The sequence below is a fragment of the Pseudomonas sp. FP2309 genome (genome assembly GCF_030687575.1).
GTDB lineage: Bacteria > Pseudomonadota > Gammaproteobacteria > Pseudomonadales > Pseudomonadaceae > Aquipseudomonas.
Map to the genome: position 1 here is coordinate 5,605,113 of NZ_CP117439.1, position 16,239 is coordinate 5,621,351.

The 16,239-nt window shown below is 62.0% G+C and carries 19 protein-coding genes; 10 read left to right on the forward strand and 9 right to left on the reverse strand.

Features of this window, described 5'->3' with window-relative positions; genetic code table 11:
- The first annotated feature begins 36 nt into the window (after positions 1-36).
- Positions 37-432 carry a DUF3301 domain-containing protein gene (locus PSH59_RS25905; protein ID WP_248081966.1) on the forward strand — a complete coding sequence of 132 codons (396 nt, stop codon included), beginning with the start codon at positions 37-39 and terminating at the stop codon, positions 430-432.
- Here PSH59_RS25905 and PSH59_RS25910 read toward each other — a convergent pair.
- The 4 genes from PSH59_RS25910 to dksA are packed head-to-tail and all read right to left on the reverse strand — an operon-like array spanning position 426 to position 3,714.
- Positions 426-1,388, reverse strand: a complete 963-nt coding sequence (locus tag PSH59_RS25910; RefSeq protein ID WP_305393981.1) for a GTP-binding protein — start codon at positions 1,386-1,388, stop codon at positions 426-428. The two genes, PSH59_RS25905 and PSH59_RS25910, sit on opposite strands and share 7 nt — an antisense overlap.
- Before the next feature lie 44 nt (positions 1,389-1,432).
- Positions 1,433-2,077, reverse strand: a complete 645-nt coding sequence (locus tag PSH59_RS25915) for a DUF1826 domain-containing protein (RefSeq protein WP_305393982.1) — start codon at positions 2,075-2,077, stop codon at positions 1,433-1,435.
- Positions 2,077-3,282 (reverse strand): zinc metallochaperone GTPase ZigA, encoded by a 1,206-nt coding sequence (gene zigA, locus PSH59_RS25920; RefSeq protein WP_248081972.1) that lies wholly within the window; start codon positions 3,280-3,282, stop codon positions 2,077-2,079. The genes PSH59_RS25915 and zigA overlap by 1 nt, the downstream gene beginning before the upstream one ends.
- A 27-nt stretch (positions 3,283-3,309) precedes the next feature.
- Positions 3,310-3,714 (reverse strand): RNA polymerase-binding protein DksA, encoded by a 405-nt coding sequence (gene dksA, locus PSH59_RS25925; RefSeq protein ID WP_305393983.1) that lies wholly within the window; start codon positions 3,712-3,714, stop codon positions 3,310-3,312.
- Between the two features lie 126 nt (positions 3,715-3,840).
- On the opposite strand from dksA, the gene PSH59_RS25930 reads away from it, so the two are divergent.
- Complete coding sequence (locus PSH59_RS25930; RefSeq protein WP_248081976.1) at positions 3,841-4,209, forward strand: glutamine synthetase; 369 nt, start codon at positions 3,841-3,843, stop codon at positions 4,207-4,209.
- Here PSH59_RS25930 and PSH59_RS25935 read toward each other — a convergent pair.
- Positions 4,206-5,417: an N-acetylmuramoyl-L-alanine amidase gene (locus tag PSH59_RS25935; RefSeq protein WP_248081977.1), complete on the reverse strand. Its 1,212-nt coding sequence runs from the start codon at positions 5,415-5,417 to the stop codon at positions 4,206-4,208. The genes PSH59_RS25930 and PSH59_RS25935 overlap by 4 nt on opposite strands.
- Positions 5,418-5,546: 129 nt before the next feature.
- Here PSH59_RS25935 and folE2 point away from each other — a divergent pair, with 129 nt between their 5' ends.
- The 7 genes from folE2 to PSH59_RS25970 are packed head-to-tail and all read left to right on the forward strand — an operon-like array spanning position 5,547 to position 11,166.
- Positions 5,547-6,437: a GTP cyclohydrolase FolE2 gene (folE2, locus tag PSH59_RS25940; protein ID WP_248081979.1), complete on the forward strand. Its 891-nt coding sequence runs from the start codon at positions 5,547-5,549 to the stop codon at positions 6,435-6,437.
- Positions 6,434-7,102 carry a metal ABC transporter ATP-binding protein gene (locus PSH59_RS25945; RefSeq protein ID WP_305393984.1) on the forward strand — a complete coding sequence of 223 codons (669 nt, stop codon included), beginning with the start codon at positions 6,434-6,436 and terminating at the stop codon, positions 7,100-7,102. The genes folE2 and PSH59_RS25945 overlap by 4 nt, the downstream gene beginning before the upstream one ends.
- Complete coding sequence (locus tag PSH59_RS25950; protein ID WP_305393985.1) at positions 7,102-7,968, forward strand: metal ABC transporter permease; 867 nt, start codon at positions 7,102-7,104, stop codon at positions 7,966-7,968. Before PSH59_RS25945 ends, PSH59_RS25950 begins: the two co-directional genes overlap by 1 nt.
- 11 nt (positions 7,969-7,979) lie before the next feature.
- Positions 7,980-8,858: a metal ABC transporter substrate-binding protein gene (locus PSH59_RS25955; RefSeq protein WP_305393986.1), complete on the forward strand. Its 879-nt coding sequence runs from the start codon at positions 7,980-7,982 to the stop codon at positions 8,856-8,858.
- Positions 8,855-9,268 carry a phosphoribosyl-AMP cyclohydrolase gene (hisI, locus tag PSH59_RS25960; RefSeq protein ID WP_305393987.1) on the forward strand — a complete coding sequence of 138 codons (414 nt, stop codon included), beginning with the start codon at positions 8,855-8,857 and terminating at the stop codon, positions 9,266-9,268. Before PSH59_RS25955 ends, hisI begins: the two co-directional genes overlap by 4 nt.
- A complete protein-coding gene (locus tag PSH59_RS25965; protein WP_305393988.1) occupies positions 9,265-9,825 on the forward strand; it encodes a carbonate dehydratase in 561 nt (186 codons plus the stop codon). Before hisI ends, PSH59_RS25965 begins: the two co-directional genes overlap by 4 nt.
- A gap of 3 nt (positions 9,826-9,828) precedes the next feature.
- On the forward strand, positions 9,829-11,166 hold the full coding sequence (locus PSH59_RS25970; protein WP_305393989.1) for a dihydroorotase: 1,338 nt from the start codon (positions 9,829-9,831) through the stop codon (positions 11,164-11,166).
- On the opposite strand, the gene PSH59_RS25975 is transcribed toward PSH59_RS25970, so the two are convergent.
- Complete coding sequence (locus PSH59_RS25975) at positions 11,163-11,684, reverse strand: DUF3617 domain-containing protein (protein ID WP_065886672.1); 522 nt, start codon at positions 11,682-11,684, stop codon at positions 11,163-11,165. The genes PSH59_RS25970 and PSH59_RS25975 overlap by 4 nt on opposite strands.
- 130 nt (positions 11,685-11,814) lie before the next feature.
- On the opposite strand from PSH59_RS25975, the gene cls reads away from it, so the two are divergent.
- Positions 11,815-13,254 (forward strand): cardiolipin synthase, encoded by a 1,440-nt coding sequence (gene cls / locus PSH59_RS25980; protein WP_305393990.1) that lies wholly within the window; start codon positions 11,815-11,817, stop codon positions 13,252-13,254.
- A 60-nt stretch (positions 13,255-13,314) separates the two neighbouring features.
- Here the strand turns inward: cls and cfaB are convergent, their stop codons facing one another.
- From cfaB to PSH59_RS25995, 3 genes are all read right to left on the reverse strand, one after another.
- Complete coding sequence (gene cfaB / locus PSH59_RS25985; protein ID WP_305393991.1) at positions 13,315-14,499, reverse strand: C17 cyclopropane fatty acid synthase CfaB; 1,185 nt, start codon at positions 14,497-14,499, stop codon at positions 13,315-13,317.
- An 87-nt stretch (positions 14,500-14,586) separates the two neighbouring features.
- Positions 14,587-15,375: a DNA-binding domain-containing protein gene (locus PSH59_RS25990; protein WP_248081999.1), complete on the reverse strand. Its 789-nt coding sequence runs from the start codon at positions 15,373-15,375 to the stop codon at positions 14,587-14,589.
- The gene (locus tag PSH59_RS25995) at positions 15,366-16,211 is read right to left on the reverse strand and encodes a DUF692 domain-containing protein (protein ID WP_305393992.1); all 846 of its coding nucleotides are present in this window, start codon (positions 16,209-16,211) and stop codon (positions 15,366-15,368) included. Before PSH59_RS25995 ends, PSH59_RS25990 begins: the two co-directional genes overlap by 10 nt.
- Between the last annotated feature and the right edge of the window lie 28 nt (positions 16,212-16,239).

A 16,239-nucleotide genomic window follows, 5' to 3' on the forward strand; every position in this document is an offset into this window, starting at 1 on the left:
CAGTTAAGCTGCGCTCACTTTGTTGGAGTTTTTCACATGCTGACCCTGGGAAACATCTTCGTGTTGATGCTGCTGGCGACCGGTGCCGCCTGGGTATGGCACAACCACGGCCTGCGCGAGCGGGCGCTGGCGCGGGTCAAGCAGCATTGCGCCAAGCTCGATATCGAGTTGCTCGACGGTGCAGTTGCGCTCAAGCGCATTGGTTTTGTGAAGGATGCCAACGGGCGCCGGCGTCTGGCGCGGGTCTACAACTTTGAATTCACTGTCACGGGCGAGTCCCGGCACAGTGGCACCATCACCCAATTCGGCGCCCATAGCGCGCAGATCGAACTGGCGCCCTACCCGTTCGAGGCCAAGGAAGCGCTGCCCAGCGCCGAAGTGATCGAGCTGAGCCAGTGGCGCCAGGACCACGCGGCCAAGAACCGTCAGTAGCGGCAGGCTGCCAGCTCGGCCTGCAGCGCAGCCACGTCCTGTGGTGCGCTGAAGATCAATTCAATCCGGGTATCGCGACGCCATTCGCTGGGCAGCCAGGTGAACGGGCTGTTATCCACAGCGTTGGCGGACACCCATGCGTCCCGGCTGTGGATAACCAGCTTAGCGCGGCGCCACTCAAGGTGCGTGAGCCATTGCGCCAGACGCTCGGGATCGAACGACTGGCTGGGGTGCCAGCGCCAACCAATGCTCCAACCGTCCTCCTGGGATTGGCTCAAGCAGATGGGCAACGCGGGATCGCTCCAGACCGCCGGCATCTGCGCCAAGCCTTTGGGCATGTAGACGTTATCCACAGCCGCACCCGCTTTGGCATACAGGCCCGGCAGCTGTGCCAACGGCAACTGCGCCTGGTGGGTCCAATAGCGCGGGCAGTCGGGTAACTGCTGTTCGATCGCCTGGCGCTGCGCCGTGTCCAGCGCCTCATCCTTGTTCAACACCAAAAGGCCGGCGCTCGCCAGGGCCTGCTGCTGTGCAGGCGGCAAGGGTTTGCCCGCCGCCAGGGCCTGGACGTCCAACACCAATACACAAGGCTGCACCGCCAACACCGTCTGCCATGGTGCTTCACGCAACTGTTTGAGCAATTGCGCGGGATGGCCCAGCCCTGACGGTTCGATAAATAATCGATCGGGCGTGGCCTTACGCAACAGGCGACCCAGGCCGACCTGGAACGGCGCGCCATTCACACAGCACAGGCAGCCACCCGCGACTTCGCCGAGGGCAATACCGTCATCGTCCTGTGTCAGCAGCGCCGCATCCAGGCCGATCTGGCCGAACTCGTTGATCAACACCGCCCAGCGCTCGTTGGCCGGCCGTTGGGCGAGCAGGTGCTTGATCAGGCTGGTCTTGCCGGCACCCAGGGGCCCGGCAATCACGTGGGTGGGAATGTTCTGCAGCATCAGGGGCATCATTCAGGCCATGTAGAGCATTTGATCCTACGCGGTTACGCCAGCCAATCCAGCGTCAGAATCAATCGGCGCTCATTAGCTTTCAGGGCAGGTGACCGATGGATCAGACCGTGCGCCTCGTTGCCGTGCCATTTGGTGCCCTTGAGCAGCGCCACTTCACCACACTGGATCTGCTCGATGCGCTCGTGGGGTTCGGCCTCCGCCTGGCTGAGCTTGCGCCGATCCATCACCCCTTCACGCAGCCACTGGCTGCCGACCCCGGCATAGGTGGTAATCAGCCGCACCGGCACGTGGTCGACGTGAAAGCGCGGGCACATGGCTTTATCCAGCAACCGCAGGCGCACGCCGATACGCTTGGCGCCGAGCAGGCAGGCAAAGGCGCTGACCAGCCATGCGACATCGGCGATAAAGCCTTCGTAGCCCTCAAGATCGCGACAACTGGACGCCAATCCGCGCAAATTCGGCGCAGCATCTTCGCGGTCGAGCTCAATGACCATCGAATCGGCCAATGGCTCGTTGAGTGCCACCAGCAAGGCACCGAATTCGGCGATGTGCAGTGGCAATTGGCGCTGCCACAACGCCAGGTTCACGCCGTCTTCGAGAATGTCGGACAGCGCCAGCGGGGTTTCGCCGCGGGTCTGGCGAATCACCGGGCGCAGGGGGATAACGGGTGCCAGCATCAGGCTGCCTCTTCATACCAGGGACCAAATGGATCAGCCAACAGGCGCCAACCTTCAACACCCAGGGCCATTTCTTCATCGGTAAGCAAGCACGCATCCAACTCAGCGCGCATCTGGGCGAAATCGATGTTCTGCCCGATAAACACCAGCTCCTGGCGGCAGTCGCCGGTACTCAGCTGCCAGTTGCCCATGATCGCCGCGACGCTTTCTTCGTCCTGCGGCCACTGGCTTTTCGGCACGAAACGCCACCAGCGCCCGGCGAACCCGTGGCGCATCAAACCACCGGCCTGGGACCAACTGCCCGCATCCTGATGCTTGCTGGCCAGCCAGAAAAAACCCTTGGAACGCAGTAATTTGCCGTTAACCCAGGGCCGGTCGATAAAGTCGAAAAAACGTTGCGGGTGGAACGGGCGGCGTGCGCGATAGGCCGTGGAGGCGATGCCGTATTCTTCGGTTTCCGGCACATGCTCGCCGCGCAACTCCTGCAGCCAGCCCGGCGCCTGTGCCGCGCGCTCGAAGTCGAAGCGCCCGGTGTTGAGGATTTTGTTCAGCGGTACTTCGCCCATGACCATTGGGATAATTTCCGCCTGGGCATTGAGACGCTCAAGGATGGCCATCAACTCTTCGCGCTCGCGGCTGCTGATCAGGTCGATCTTGCTGATCAAAATCACGTCGGCGAATTCGATTTGCTCGATCAACAGGTCAGTGATGGAACGCTCGTCTTCTTCACCCAGGGTTTCGCCCCGTGAGGCCAGGCTTTCGGCGGCCTGGTAGTCGAGCAAAAAATTCATGCCGTCGACCACGGTGACCATGGTGTCCAGGCGCGCGATATCCGCCAGGCTTTGCTCGTTTTCATCGCGGAAGGTGAAGGTTTCGGCCACCGGCAAGGGTTCGGAAATGCCGGTGGATTCGATCAGCAGGTAATCGAAGCGACCCTCCTTGGCGAGTTTTCCGACCTCTTCCAGCAGGTCTTCACGCAAGGTGCAGCAGATGCAGCCATTGCTCATCTCCACCAGTTTTTCTTCGGCGCGGTTGAGGGTGACGTCGCGTTGCACCTCGCTGCCATCGATATTGATTTCGCTCATGTCGTTGACGATCACAGCCACGCGCAGGTTTTCGCGATTGCGCAGAACGTAGTTGAGCAGCGTGCTTTTACCGGCGCCGAGAAAGCCGGACAACACAGTAACGGGTAGACGGTTGGGCATCAGGGAGTCCTCATCAGGGGTGGCCGGTCAAATCGCCCGTTTATGGCGTTCGCGCAGCTCTTCACGTTCTTTGGCTTCAATACACAGGGTGGCGGTCGGGCGCAGCAGCAGGCGTTGCAGACCAATGGGCTCGCCGGTTTCGCGGCACCAGCCGTACTCACCACGGGCGAGCAACTCGAGGGCCTCATCGATCTTGTCCAGGAGCTTCTTTTCCCGCTCCAGCAGGCGCAGTTGCCATTGGCGCTGCTCTTCAGCACTGCCCACATCGGCCGGGTCGCTATTGGGTTCCTGCTCGCGCAGTACCAGGAATTCGCCTTCGATGCGCGCTTGCAACTCATTGCGTTGGGTCAGCAACAGCGCACGAAAGAACCCTCGTTGGGCGTCATTCATGTAATCGGCAGGCGGTTGGGCCAGCAGGTCTTGTTCGGTCATGGCAACGGGATCACGGGTCAGGCTGTTCTTTTATGTTATAGTATAACAATACAAATAAGCCAATCCCCCTTGCTCCCTGCGACGAAGGGCGCAATGCTTGAACACCTCCCCAGCCCGAGAAACCCTATGAAATACCTGGTGTGCGCCCTGTTATTGGCAGCCGCAGGACCTGCCTGCGCCCAGGCGCCGAGCCTGCTGGCCAACTGCACGCGCAGCGCCAATGTGCTGGCCTGTGCCGACCCGCTGGGCAATAGCTACAGCGTGGCGACCCTCGGCAGCACCACCTATCTGCGCGGTTTCGAGGTGATCGGCAAACGCTACTGGGCCCAGACCAACAGCCGCTATGGGCAGCTGACGTTCTTTACCGGGTTGGCGTCGGACGGTGAGGCATGGGTCGGTTATACGCGGCGTGTGGGATGGACCACGATCAACCGGTTTTCCAGCTCCGGGGGCGCCAGCGCCAAGTTCACCTGCAGCCGCATCACCGGCTGTTAGGCCTGCTCGCTCTTCTGTTCCTGCACCCAGGCCATGTAGCTGTTCATCGGTGGGTTCTTCTGGAAGTACTTTTTCAGGCCTTCAAACAAACCGTCCGCCACAGCCTGTTGGTGACGCGCCGTGACCAGCCGCTGGGCGTCCTGGGCATTGGAGATAAAGCCCGTTTCCACCAGGATCGACGGCACATCCGGTGATTTGAGCACCGCAAACCCGGCCTGCTCAACACGCTTCTGATGCAGGCTGGTGATGTTTTGCAGGCTGCCCAATACCGAGCTGCCCAGTTGCAGGCTGGAGGCGATGGTGGCGTTCATCGACATGTCGAGAATCACACCGGCCAACATCGGGTCCTTGTCCTTGAGATTGAGCAACGTGGTGGCGCCCAACAGGTCGGCGCCGTTTTCGCGCTGCGCCATAAAACGCGCCGTGGCCGAGGTGGCACCGCCTTCGGACAGCGCATACACAGACGCCCCCGACGCCGTGAGCCGTGGCGCCGCATCCGCATGCACCGAGATAAACATATCGGCTTTGTGCTGGCGGGCGATGTCCACGCGCTTGCGCAGCGGCACGAAAAAGTCGTCGTTGCGCACCAGTTTCACGTCAAAGCCCTTCTCGCGTTTCAGGCGTTTGGCCAGCAACTGGGCAATGGACAGCACCACGTCTTTCTCGCGCTGGCCCTTGGACCCGACCGCGCCTGGATCCTTGCCGCCGTGACCGGGGTCGACCACCACAATGATGTCGCGCTTGGGGTGGGTTTTATCCACCGGCGCCACTAAGGGTGCAGGTTCCGCCGCGATTTGACGCGGCGCGTGGGTGGCACTGGTCAGGTCCAGCACCAGGCGGTGCCCCTGCCCGTCCTGAGGCGGCAATACAAAGCTGTTGAGCTGCATCGGCGCGGCCAGATCGAGCACGATGCGCGTATCCGCCTTGCCGAAATGCCCCGAGCGAATCGAGGTAATGCCGCTGTTTTTCAACTCAAGCTGAGAAAAGTCGCCACTGAGCCCCGCGCCGCTCAGGTCGATGATCACGCGTTCCGGCGCGGTCAGGGAAAACGTCTTGTACTGCACCGGTCCGCTGAGGTCGAACACCAGACGCAGCTTGTCGTCCGAGCGCCACAAGCGGGCATTGCGAATCTGCGTGGCGTGCGCGGCGAACGGCAACGCGAACAGCGGGCTGGCCAGGAGCAGGTTGAGAAGCTGACGTCTGTGCATGACAAATACCGCGAAGAGAAGGAGCGTCCGTACTCGACATGACTGAAAAAAGGCTGGAGCAGAAAATTCATCGTCGGCCTTATTGTTATACTATAACATGTCGAATTATTTCCAACGATGGACCTGCTTATGAATGCGCTGACTCTGCCGGATATTGCCGCGCAGGCTTCACGCCAAGCCTTGCCACTTGACTGGGTGGGCATGTGCGGCATTGCCCTGCCTGTTCTGATCGATGGGCAGCGCCTGACCGCCACCGCAGATGCGGGCGTCAGCCTCGACGACGGCAGCGCCCGTGGCATTCATATGTCGCGTCTGTACCTGGCGCTGGAAATGCTTGATGAGCAGTCCCTCACACCTGCACTTCTGCGCAATGTACTGCAGCGCTTTCTCGACAGTCATGAAGATTTATCTAAGAACGCCTACCTGCGTATCCACACACACCTGCTGCTCAAGCGTCCGGCGTTGGTCAGTCCTTTGACGGGCTGGAAAACCTACCCAGTGACCATTGAGGCCCGTCTTGAAAACCAGATGTTCCACGTGGAACAAAAAATTGACGTGACCTATTCATCAACCTGCCCATGCTCTGCTGCCCTTGCCAGGCAATTGATTCAGCAGCAATTTCTCGACGACTTCGGCGACAAGCCATTGCAGCATGACGCGGTGCTGAACTGGCTCGGCAGCGCCAACGGCATTGTCGCCACGCCCCACAGCCAGCGCAGCAGCGCGCAGTTGCATGTGCATCTGCAAGGCGATCACCTGGCACTTACCGACCTGATCAACGACGCCGAAGCCGCCCTCGGCACCGCTGTACAAACCGCTGTGAAACGTGCGGACGAACAAGCCTTCGCCCTGGCCAACGGGCAGAACCTGATGTTCTGCGAAGACGCCGCCCGCCGTCTGAACCTCGCCTTGAAACGCTCGGATGCCGTCAAAGCCTTCCACCTCAAAGTGATCCACGCCGAAAGCCTGCACGCGCACGATGCCGTGGCTGAAAGCCGCTGGACGAGACACTCTGCATGATCACCTGCACCACTTTGCGCTGGGGCGCCCCCGGCCAACCGCTCACGCCAGCCCTGGATTTGACCCTCGCTAAAGGCAGCCTCACCGGGGTGATCGGCCCCAACGGCTGCGGTAAAAGCAGCCTGCTCAAAGTCATCGCGGGCCTTCAAAAGCCATTGGCCGGGAAAGTCACCGTGGAGGTTCCCCGCCGTGGTGGCCTGGCCTTCCTCCCGCAGCAACAACACCTCGACCGCCAGTTTCCTATCAGCCTGCAAGAGTTGGTGGCGGCCGGTTTCTGGGGCTCCAAGTTCACCCCGCAACAACGCAGCCACCGCCTGCAAGCGGTGCTGGAGGACTGGTGCCTCAGCGGCCTGGAACAGCGCCCATTAATGGCCTTGTCCGGCGGGCAATTGCAACGCGCCCTCCTCGCCCGCATGAGCCTGACGGATTCGCCCGTGTTGCTGCTCGACGAACCCCACGCCGCCCTCGACGAAGACGGCCAGGCGCTGTGCTGGAAACATATCCACGCCTGGCACGCCGAAGGCCGCACGCTGATGGTGGTGTGTCATGACCTCGCCTCCGTGCGCCAGCACACCGAGCAAGTGCTGCAGGTCAAAAGCAATGGCTGCGTGTTCGGCCCCAGCAAAGCGCTGATCCGTCCACAGCCACAGATGCAGGTGGCTTGATGCACTTCACCGCGCACCTATGGATGCCCTTCGTCGACTTCGTTTTTATGCGCCGCGCCCTGATCGGCGGGCTGGTGCTCGCCTGCAGTACCGCACCGCTGGGCGTATTCCTGATCCTGCGGCGCATGAGCCTGATCGGTGACGCCGTGGCCCATGGCATCCTCCCCGGCGCCGCCCTGGGCTTTTGGTTCGCCGGGCTAAGCCTGCCGGCGCTGACCATCGGTGGCCTGGGCGCCGGCCTGAGCATGGCCGGGCTGTCGGCGTGGATCACCCGCCGCACCGGCTTGCGCGAAGACGCCAGCCTCGCCGCCATCTACCCCATCTCCCTCGCTGCCGGGGTGCTGATACTCGGCATCGCTGGCAAACGCCTGGACCTGCTCCACCTGCTGTTCGGCTCCGCCCTGGCGGTCGATGAAACCACCCTCACCGGCATGCTCTGGGTTACGGGTTTCAGCCTGATCGCCATGGGGCTGATCTACAAACCGCTGTTGCTGGACACCCTCGACCCCCTGTTCCTGCAAACCGTCAGCCGTCTGGGTCCGCTGGCCCACGGGCTGTTTCTGACGCTGGTGGTGCTGAACCTGGTGATCGGCTTCCAGGCGATCGGCGCGCTGATGGTGGTGGGGCTGATGATGCTGCCGGCCATCGCTTCACGCTTCTGGAGCCGGCGCTTGCCGGTGTTGATCGCAGTCTCGGCGGTGCTGGGATGCCTGTCGGTATGGCTGGGTCTGTTGCTGTCGTTCTACTACTCACTGCCCAGCGGCCCGGCGATTGTGCTGGTGGCTGGCGGTGGGTACCTGCTGTCCGTGGTCTTCGGTCCGGTGCACGGTTTGCTGCGCCGCCCGCCCTTACTGTCATCCCAATGAGGTGTTTCCCGATGCGCGCTCTACTCGTGCTGTTCAGTCTGCTGCTGCCGTTGTCGATGGCCCAGGCTGCCGACAAACTCCAGGTTGTCACCAGCTTCAGTATTCTCGATGACATCACCCACCAGATCGGTGGTGACCACATCCAGATCAGCAACATGGTCGGCCCCGACGCCGACGCCCATACCTACGAGCCCACGCCGGATGACGCCAAGGCGCTGCTCAAGGCCCGACTCATCATCAAAAACGGCCTCGGCTTCGAACCATGGCTGGACCGGCTGGTGGCCAGCACCGAAACCAAGGCCACGGTGGTCACCGCCAGCAAGGGCGTGATCTCCCACACCATGGACGAAGACGGCGAGACCATCCCCGACCCTCACGCCTGGCACAATCTGGCCAACGCCGAAATCTATGTGAACAACATCACCAAAGCGCTGATCGCCGCCGACCCGTCCAACACTGCCGACTACCAGCGCAACAGCCAGGCCTACCTCAAAGAAATCTACCGCCTGCTGGCTGAAGCCAAGGCCAAGTTCGGCGCCCTGCCGGCGGGCAACCGTCGAATCGTCACTTCCCATGATGCCTTCGGCTACCTCGGCCAGGCCTATGGCATTCAGTTCCTGGCGCCTCAGGGCCTGTCCACCGAACGCGAGCCTTCGGCTGCCGAAGTCGCCGCGCTGATCACCCAGATCCGCAAAGACAAGGTCAAGGCCGTGTTCATGGAAAACATCAAAGACTCGCGCCTGCTCAAGCAGATCGCTGATGAAAGCGGCGCGCAGATCGGCGGCACGCTGTACTCCGATGCCCTCGCCGCCGAAGGCCCGGCCAGCACCTTTACCGGCCTGTTCGAATACAACCTCAACACCCTGTGCGCCGCCCTGAGCAAGCCATGAACCTGAGCATGCTCGACCTGGAAAGCGCTGCCCTCGGCAGCCGCTTTCCACTCGACGCCGTGCTCGACGCCCTGCCGTGGAACAGCGATAGCCTGATCGCCGCCATCGCCCAGCAACATGGCAACGGCCAGGTGTTGATGCTGGCCTGGATGAACCGCCAGGCCCTCAACGAGACCCTGGCCACAGGGCACGTCTGCTATTGGTCACGCTCGCGCCGGCAGCTGTGGCGCAAAGGCGAGACTTCCGGCCACTGGCAACAATTGGTCGAAGCACGCCTGGATTGCGACGGTGATGCGGTGCTGCTGATCGTCAACCAATTGGGCCCTGCCTGTCATACCGGCCGCCCGACCTGTTTCTACAACGCCATCGACGGCGACCACGTACACATCATTACGGAGCCTGCTGAATGATCCGCAAGAACCCTTCCGGCGATCTGCCGGTGATTGCCGAATCGGCCTATGTCGACAAGACCGCCATCATCTGCGGCAAAGTCATCATCGGCGAGAACGTTTTCGTCGGGCCCTACGCCGTGATCCGTGCCGACGAAGTCGACGCCAGCGGCGCCATGGACCCCATCACCATCGGCGCCAACTCCAATATCCAGGACGGCGTGGTCATCCACTCCAAATCCGGCGCGGCGGTGACCATCGGCGAATTCACCTCCATCGCCCACCGTTCCATCGTCCACGGCCCCTGCACCGTGGGTGACCGTGTGTTTATCGGGTTCAACAGCGTGCTGTTCAACTGCGTAGTGGGCGACGGCGGCGTGGTGCGCCACAACTCAGTGGTCGACGGCCGCGACTTGCCGGATGCGTTCTACGTGCCCTCCACCACCCGCATCGGCCCCAACACCGACCTGTCGCAATTCCCGCCGGTGAGCGTCAGCGCTTCGGAGTTTTCCGAAGACGTAGCGCGCACCAATGTCGATCTGGTGCGCGGTTACAAAGCCCTGCAAAACGAGTTCTGAGCCATGAGTCGCCTGCTGATCCGCAATGCCCGCCTGGTCAACGAAGGCCGGACGTTCGACGCCGACGTCCTGATCGCCAATGGCCGTATCGAGAAGATCGCGAGCAGCATCCAGGGCTGTAACGCCCCGCTGTCCATCGATGCCAAAGGCCAGTGGCTGTTACCGGGCATGATCGATGACCAAGTGCACTTTCGCGAGCCCGGCGCACCGGAAAAAGGCAGCTTCTACAGTGAGTCCCGGGCGGCGGTGGCGGGCGGGATCACCAGTTTCATGGACATGCCCAACACCCACCCGGCCACGCTGAACCTGCAAGAGCTGGCCGACAAAAAGCGCCGCGCGGCCCTGCATTCGGTGGCCAATTATGGTTTTCACTTCGGGGTGAGCAACGACAACCTCGACACCGTCGCCGCCCTCGACCCGCGGGAGGTGGCCGGAGTCAAAGTGTTCATGGGCGCCTCCACCGGCAACATGCTGGTGGACGACCCACGCATCCTGGAGCGCCTGTTCGCGCAAGTGCCGACCATCCTGCTGGCCCACTGCGAGCACACGCCAAGCATCCAGGCCAACGAAGCGCGTCTGCGCGAGCGCTTTGGCGACCAGATCCCCGCCGTCGCCCACCCGCTGATCCGTGACGCCGAAGCGTGCTATCGATCATCGTCTTTCGCGGTGGAATTGGCCAAGCGTCACGGCACGCGCCTGCATGTGCTGCACCTCACCAGCGCCCGCGAGCTGGCGCTGTTCGACGACAAACCCCTGGCCGAAAAACGCATCACTGCCGAGGTCTGCGTGCACCACCTGCTGTTCGATGACCGCGACTATCACCGCCTGGGCCACCAGATCAAATGCAACCCGGCGATCAAGACACGCGCCGACCGCGACGCGCTGCGCCTGGCGTTATTGAGTGATCGTCTGGACGTGATCGGCACTGACCATGCGCCGCATACCTGGGCGCAAAAACAGCTGGCCTATCGCGAAGCACCGTCCGGTTTACCGCTGGTACAACACGCGCTGCCGGCACTGTTGGAACTGGTGGCGGACGGGCATTTACCGCTGACCACGCTGGTGGCCAAAACCAGCCACCGTGTCGCCGACCTGTTTGCGATCGCGGACCGCGGTTACCTGCGCGAAGGCTATTGGGCCGATCTTGTGCTGATCAACCCCGAGCCTGAAGGCAAGCCAGTGTGCGATGAACCGGTCCTGGCCCGCTGCGGTTGGACGCCGTTCGCCGAACGCCGCTTTCGCCATAGCGTCAGCACCACCCTGGTGTCGGGCCACCTGGCGTGGCACAACGGCCAGGTGGTCGAAAGCTGCCAGGGCCTGCCGCTGCAGTTTGCGCGTTAAGCGCGCGGTTTGACTGTACCGCAGTCGTTGCCCAGCCATTGGGCATGGGTGTCCAGGCTGCCTTTCTGCTGAATGCCGGTCGCATTGAACGTGCCGTTGACGGTGGTGGTGAACTCTTTCTGGCTCTGGAAGGTGGCGACGCCGGTGCCCTGGGCTTTCGGGCAACTGAAACGGAATTTCCACTGGTTGCCGGTCTTGTCGGTCACTTGCTGTTTGCAACCTGATTGCGGGTCGGTCAGGGGGATCGAGTCCGAAGCCACCTGCGCCGGCGTGAGGCACACCTGTACGCCCTTGCCGGCCATGGTGATGCCCTGTTTTTCCAGCATGGCGCGCTGTTCGGGGGTCATCTGTTGCTTGAGCTGACCCAGGATCAGCGACAAGTCCGGCAAGTCCTGGTTATCGACTTTCATATTGCTGGTGGTCAACTCCCACAACCCCGGCGCCAGCATCTGCGCCTGCGCGGCCACGGGCAACGACAAACCAACAACCATGGATAAACAGAGCAGACGAGCATTCATCGGGTAACTCCTGGGTAATTGTGGCCGTTAGACGCCGCAAAGACGCCAGTGTTGCACGGCAAATAAAATAGCGACATTCGTAGCCAGACATGGTCTGTTAGGCATTGGTTCGTCTGGAGTAACGTCGTCCATGGATTTCTTTGGCCCGCACCTGCTCGCCTACTTCATCGCCACGCTGCACGTGCTCGGGACCCTCGCCGCGATTCACGCGGTGCTGACCGTCAGAACCGCCCAAGGCTCGATCGCCTGGGCGCTGTCACTGATGTTCATGCCCTACCTCACGCTGATCCCTTACCTGATCTTCGGCCGCAGCACGTTCGACGCTTACATCCAGGCACGCCGTCAGGCCAACCAGGAAATGCACACCGCCATTACCGAGCTGAACTGGCGCCCCTGGGTCGAAGAGGCCCTGGCCGCACGCAATTCCAGCGCATACACCTCGCTGCGCGCCATGCCCAAACTGGGGCGCATGCCCTGCCTGGCGAATAACCAGGTACGCCTGCTGATCAATGGCGACGCCACCTTCAGCGCGATTTTCGAGGCCATCCGCGCCGCCAGAACCGCGGTGCTGTTCCAGTTTTTCATCATTCACGACGATGACCTGGGCCGCCAACTGCACGCCCTGCTCAAGGAAAAAGCCGCACAAGGCGTCAGCATCTACGTGCTCTACGACCGCATCGGCAGCCACGCCCTGCCCCATCGTTACGTGCAATCGCTGCGCGACGCCGGGGTGCAGATCAAGGCGTTCGCCACGCGCAGCGGCTGGCTCAACCGGTTCCAGGTCAACTTCCGCAACCACCGCAAGATCGTGGTGGTGGATGGGATAACCGGGTTTGTCGGCGGGCATAACGTGGGCGATGAATACCTGGGTAAAAAACCGCCGCTGGCGCCGTGGCGCGATACCCACGTGCAAGTCACCGGCCCGGTGGTGGCGTGCCTGCAAGAGTCGTTTGCCGAAGACTGGTTCTGGGCCGCGCGGCAATTGCCGCCACTGATTTTGCCGGACGCCTACCCCGAGGACGGTGTGCTCTGCCAATTGCTCGCCAGCGGCCCCGCCGACTCCTATGAAACCTGCTCATTGTTTTTTGTCGAGGCCATCCACGCGGCGACGAAACGCGTGTGGATCACCAGCCCGTATTTCATCCCCGATGAAGCGGTATTCGCCGCCCTGCGTCTGGCGGTGCTGCGCGGCGTCGACGTGCGCCTGCTGCTGCCGTCGCGGCCCGACCACCGCATCGTGTATGCCGCCTCCAGCCTCTACGCGATCGAAGCGGTGCGCGCCGGCGTACGGGTGTTTCGCTACACGCCGGGCTTTCTGCATCAGAAGGTGGTGCTGGTGGACAGCGAAATCAGCGCCATCGGCAGTGCGAACATGGACAACCGCTCGTTCCGGCTCAATTTCGAAGTGATGCTGCTGACCGTTGACGAAGCCTTCGCCAAGGAGGTCGAGCATATGTTGCTGGACGATTTCGCCCTGGCCCATGAAGTCAGTCAGGAAGAAAGCCGTGAGACGCGGCGTTTGCAACACTTGGGCATGCGCGTGGCGCGTTTGATTTCACCGATTCTTTGACACCGTGGGAGGGGCTTGCCCACCTCCCACAGGTGATCTTCAGTGTGTTGCAAAACAGCCTCAGCGGTAGATGTCTTCCCGCGTCCACGGCAGTTCATGGCTGCCATCGGCATGCGGTTTCACCGCCAATATCTGGTGCAGGTTGATCCAGCCCCGCGCAAACGCGTAGGCACAGCCCGCCAAATACAGGCGCCAGATCCGCAACGCCTGCTCCGGCACCCTCTTCGCCGCAGCCTCCAGATTGTCTTCCAGGCGCTCGCTCCAATGGTCCAGCGTACGCGCGTAATGCAGGCGCAGGCTTTCGACGTCGACCACTTCGAGCCCGACTTCGCTGATCTCGGCGGTCATCATCGCCAGATGCGGCAGCTCGCCGTTGGGGAACACGTAACGCTCGATAAACTCGCCCGCACCACGGCCCACCGGGCGGCCATCGGTGTGCTTGGCGGTAATCCCGTGGTTCATCACCAGGCCGCCTTCACGCACGGCGCCAAACAGGGTCTGGCAGTACTGCGCCAGGTTGGCGTGGCCGACGTGTTCGAACATCCCCACGCTGACCACTTTGTCGAAACGACCGTCCTGGGGCAGGTCGCGGTAGTCGAGCAGTTGCAGGTCGACCTGGCCTTCCAGGCCCTCGGCCTTCACCCGCTCCTTCGCCAGCTCCAATTGCTCCTTGCTCAGGGTGATGCCAAATACTCTCACCCCGAATTCCCGCGCCGCATAACGCGCCAACCCGCCCCAGCCGCAGCCGACGTCCAGCAGATACTCGCCAGGCTGCAAGCGCAGCTTGCGGCACAGGTGTCGAAATTTGTCTTGTTGCGCCTGGTCGATCGATTCGCTGCCGGTTTCGAAATAACCGCAGGAGTAGGCCATGTCCTGGTCCAGCCACAGCTGGTAGAACGCGTTGGACAGGTCGTAATGGTAGGAAATCGCCGCCGCGTCGGTGGCTTTGTCGTGGATCGAACGCACCGGGCGACTGCCTTCATCGTCCTCGACCAGGGCATGACTCAACTCATCACACACCCGGATCACTTCGGTGATGGAGCCTTCCAGCTCCAGTTTGCCTTCGACGAAGGCTTCGCCCAGTGAATCGAGCGTGGGATGGGTCAGTTGCGAGACGACCGTGGGGTCCTTCACCACGATGGTCACACTGGGCTCGGGGCCCAAGTTGAATTCATGGCCGTCCCAGAGTCGTAGACGCAGCGGTAGCTGTAGATTCTGTAAGGCCGGTGGAAGTTGCGCGAGCATGAGTAGTCCCCCCTTGTTTCAGACGTCTGCTGAGAGGGTAGACCATCCCCAGACAAAGTAGGAGGCTATCGATTTGATCGCCCGCCACTATGGCGCCCGCCGCTGCAGCAAGCCCTCCTGGAGCCACTGCTTGAGCCACGTAACAGCCTGCAGTGGCGCACCCTCTGCATAAGTGACTGCCAGTTGCGCGCACAGTTCTGCGAAGGTCCAACCGGTCGTCACCATGCCGGCCATGGCGCACGCCTCGCCGGGTTCCAGGCTGCGGTAATTGCACACCTGCTGATGGCGCCAGACCAGACAGATCTGCGCCGGGTCCAGGTCCTGGCTGCCGGGGAAAGTCGACTTCGCCTTGCTCGCCCGCCAGATCGCCAGGGTGTTGAATCGGCAGAGCAATTGCTGCACCGACGGCACCAGCGTGACCTGCAAGCCGGGCCAATCCTCAGGTGGTAGCGCCGCCATGTCATCCAGGGTCAGTGGCACGCCCTCGGGAGCGTCGAACGCCAGGGTAAAAGCCCATTCCAGGCGCGCCAACTCGGCCAACGGCGCACTGTGTTGTGCCACGAAATGCTCGAGGATAAACGCCGGCAACCGCTGCCCCAGCCAGCGCAAGCTGTAGTGGGCCGACGGGTAGCGACGTATATAGGCGTCGGCCAGCGCGGCGAACGCGTCATCTCCCAGCCAGTACAGCAGCGCGCCGAAGTCATGCCGCAAGACCTCCTGCAACCGTGCCCTGTAGGCGTTGTGATAAATCGCCAGGCCGGTGTCCACGTCCAGTGTCGGTCCACCCAGCAAACTGGCGGCAAAGCGGCTGTCGGCAACCGACGTTTCGCAGAGCAGGTGCTGCTCAAAGGCCAATTGCCAATCGGTCAGGCGCATGACGTCCTCCTGGCCAGGGCACCGGCCCCCAGTTCGCGGGCCTTGTCCAACTCGGTGAGCAGCGCTTGGAACGGCGGAAAATGGTCATCGCGCTCCAGCAGCGTCGAGACCGGGCCCAAGTGCTCCAGCGTCTGCTGATACAACGCCCACACCGGGTCACACACCGGCTGGTCATGGGTATCGACCACGTAGTCGCCATAGTCCATATGCCCCGCCAGGTGCAGTTGACGAATGCTCTCGGGTGGCAGGTTGCGGATAAAGGTCCAGGCATCGAACCCATGGTTGCGCGAGCTGACATACACGTTGTTCACGTCCAGCAACAACTGGCAGCCGGTAAGGTGGGTCAGGGCATTGAGGTACTCCCACTCGGTAAACTCATCCGCCCTGGCGCGCACGTAGCTGGAGACGTTTTCCAGCACCAGCGGGCGTTGCAACACATCCTGCACCTGACGAACCCGGCCGGCGACGTGATAGAGGCTTTCTTCGGTGTAAGGCAGCGGCAGCAGGTCGTGCAACTGGTGCGCATTGCCCCGGCTCCAGCACAGATGGTCGGACACCCACGCCGGCGCAATACGCTCGGCAAGCTGTTTGAGCTGTTTGAGGTAGTCCCTATCAAGGGCGTGGGGGCCGCCGATGGACAAGGACACGCCGTGCATCACCAAGGGGTAGCGCTCGGCGATCGCGTCCAGGAAGTACAAGGCTTTACCGCCCTGCACCAGATAATTTTCGGAGATCACTTCGAACCAATCCACGGCCGGCGATTGTTCGAGGATCTGCGGGTAGTACTCGCTGCGTAAACCCAGGCCGTAACCCAGACTCGGAAGGGAAGCGGACATGCCTGACTCCTGGGGAAAGTGTCCGCAG

What these genes read in the sequence shown, in the direction of transcription:
- PSH59_RS25905 (WP_248081966.1), top strand. Translation starts at nt 37, where the DNA reads ATGCTGACCCTGGGAAACATCTTCGTGTTGATGCTGCTGGCGACCGGT.
- PSH59_RS25910 (WP_305393981.1), bottom strand. Translation starts at nt 1,388, where the DNA reads ATGCTGCAGAACATTCCCACCCACGTGATTGCCGGGCCCCTGGGTGCC.
- PSH59_RS25915 (WP_305393982.1), bottom strand. Translation starts at nt 2,077, where the DNA reads ATGCTGGCACCCGTTATCCCCCTGCGCCCGGTGATTCGCCAGACCCGC.
- zigA (WP_248081972.1), bottom strand. Translation starts at nt 3,282, where the DNA reads ATGCCCAACCGTCTACCCGTTACTGTGTTGTCCGGCTTTCTCGGCGCC.
- dksA (WP_305393983.1), bottom strand. Translation starts at nt 3,714, where the DNA reads ATGACCGAACAAGACCTGCTGGCCCAACCGCCTGCCGATTACATGAAT.
- PSH59_RS25930 (WP_248081976.1), top strand. Translation starts at nt 3,841, where the DNA reads ATGAAATACCTGGTGTGCGCCCTGTTATTGGCAGCCGCAGGACCTGCC.
- PSH59_RS25935 (WP_248081977.1), bottom strand. Translation starts at nt 5,417, where the DNA reads ATGCACAGACGTCAGCTTCTCAACCTGCTCCTGGCCAGCCCGCTGTTC.
- folE2 (WP_248081979.1), top strand. Translation starts at nt 5,547, where the DNA reads ATGAATGCGCTGACTCTGCCGGATATTGCCGCGCAGGCTTCACGCCAA.
- PSH59_RS25945 (WP_305393984.1), top strand. Translation starts at nt 6,434, where the DNA reads ATGATCACCTGCACCACTTTGCGCTGGGGCGCCCCCGGCCAACCGCTC.
- PSH59_RS25950 (WP_305393985.1), top strand. Translation starts at nt 7,102, where the DNA reads ATGCACTTCACCGCGCACCTATGGATGCCCTTCGTCGACTTCGTTTTT.
- PSH59_RS25955 (WP_305393986.1), top strand. Translation starts at nt 7,980, where the DNA reads ATGCGCGCTCTACTCGTGCTGTTCAGTCTGCTGCTGCCGTTGTCGATG.
- hisI (WP_305393987.1), top strand. Translation starts at nt 8,855, where the DNA reads ATGAACCTGAGCATGCTCGACCTGGAAAGCGCTGCCCTCGGCAGCCGC.
- PSH59_RS25965 (WP_305393988.1), top strand. Translation starts at nt 9,265, where the DNA reads ATGATCCGCAAGAACCCTTCCGGCGATCTGCCGGTGATTGCCGAATCG.
- PSH59_RS25970 (WP_305393989.1), top strand. Translation starts at nt 9,829, where the DNA reads ATGAGTCGCCTGCTGATCCGCAATGCCCGCCTGGTCAACGAAGGCCGG.
- PSH59_RS25975 (WP_065886672.1), bottom strand. Translation starts at nt 11,684, where the DNA reads ATGAATGCTCGTCTGCTCTGTTTATCCATGGTTGTTGGTTTGTCGTTG.
- cls (WP_305393990.1), top strand. Translation starts at nt 11,815, where the DNA reads ATGGATTTCTTTGGCCCGCACCTGCTCGCCTACTTCATCGCCACGCTG.
- cfaB (WP_305393991.1), bottom strand. Translation starts at nt 14,499, where the DNA reads ATGCTCGCGCAACTTCCACCGGCCTTACAGAATCTACAGCTACCGCTG.
- PSH59_RS25990 (WP_248081999.1), bottom strand. Translation starts at nt 15,375, where the DNA reads ATGCGCCTGACCGATTGGCAATTGGCCTTTGAGCAGCACCTGCTCTGC.
- PSH59_RS25995 (WP_305393992.1), bottom strand. Translation starts at nt 16,211, where the DNA reads ATGTCCGCTTCCCTTCCGAGTCTGGGTTACGGCCTGGGTTTACGCAGC.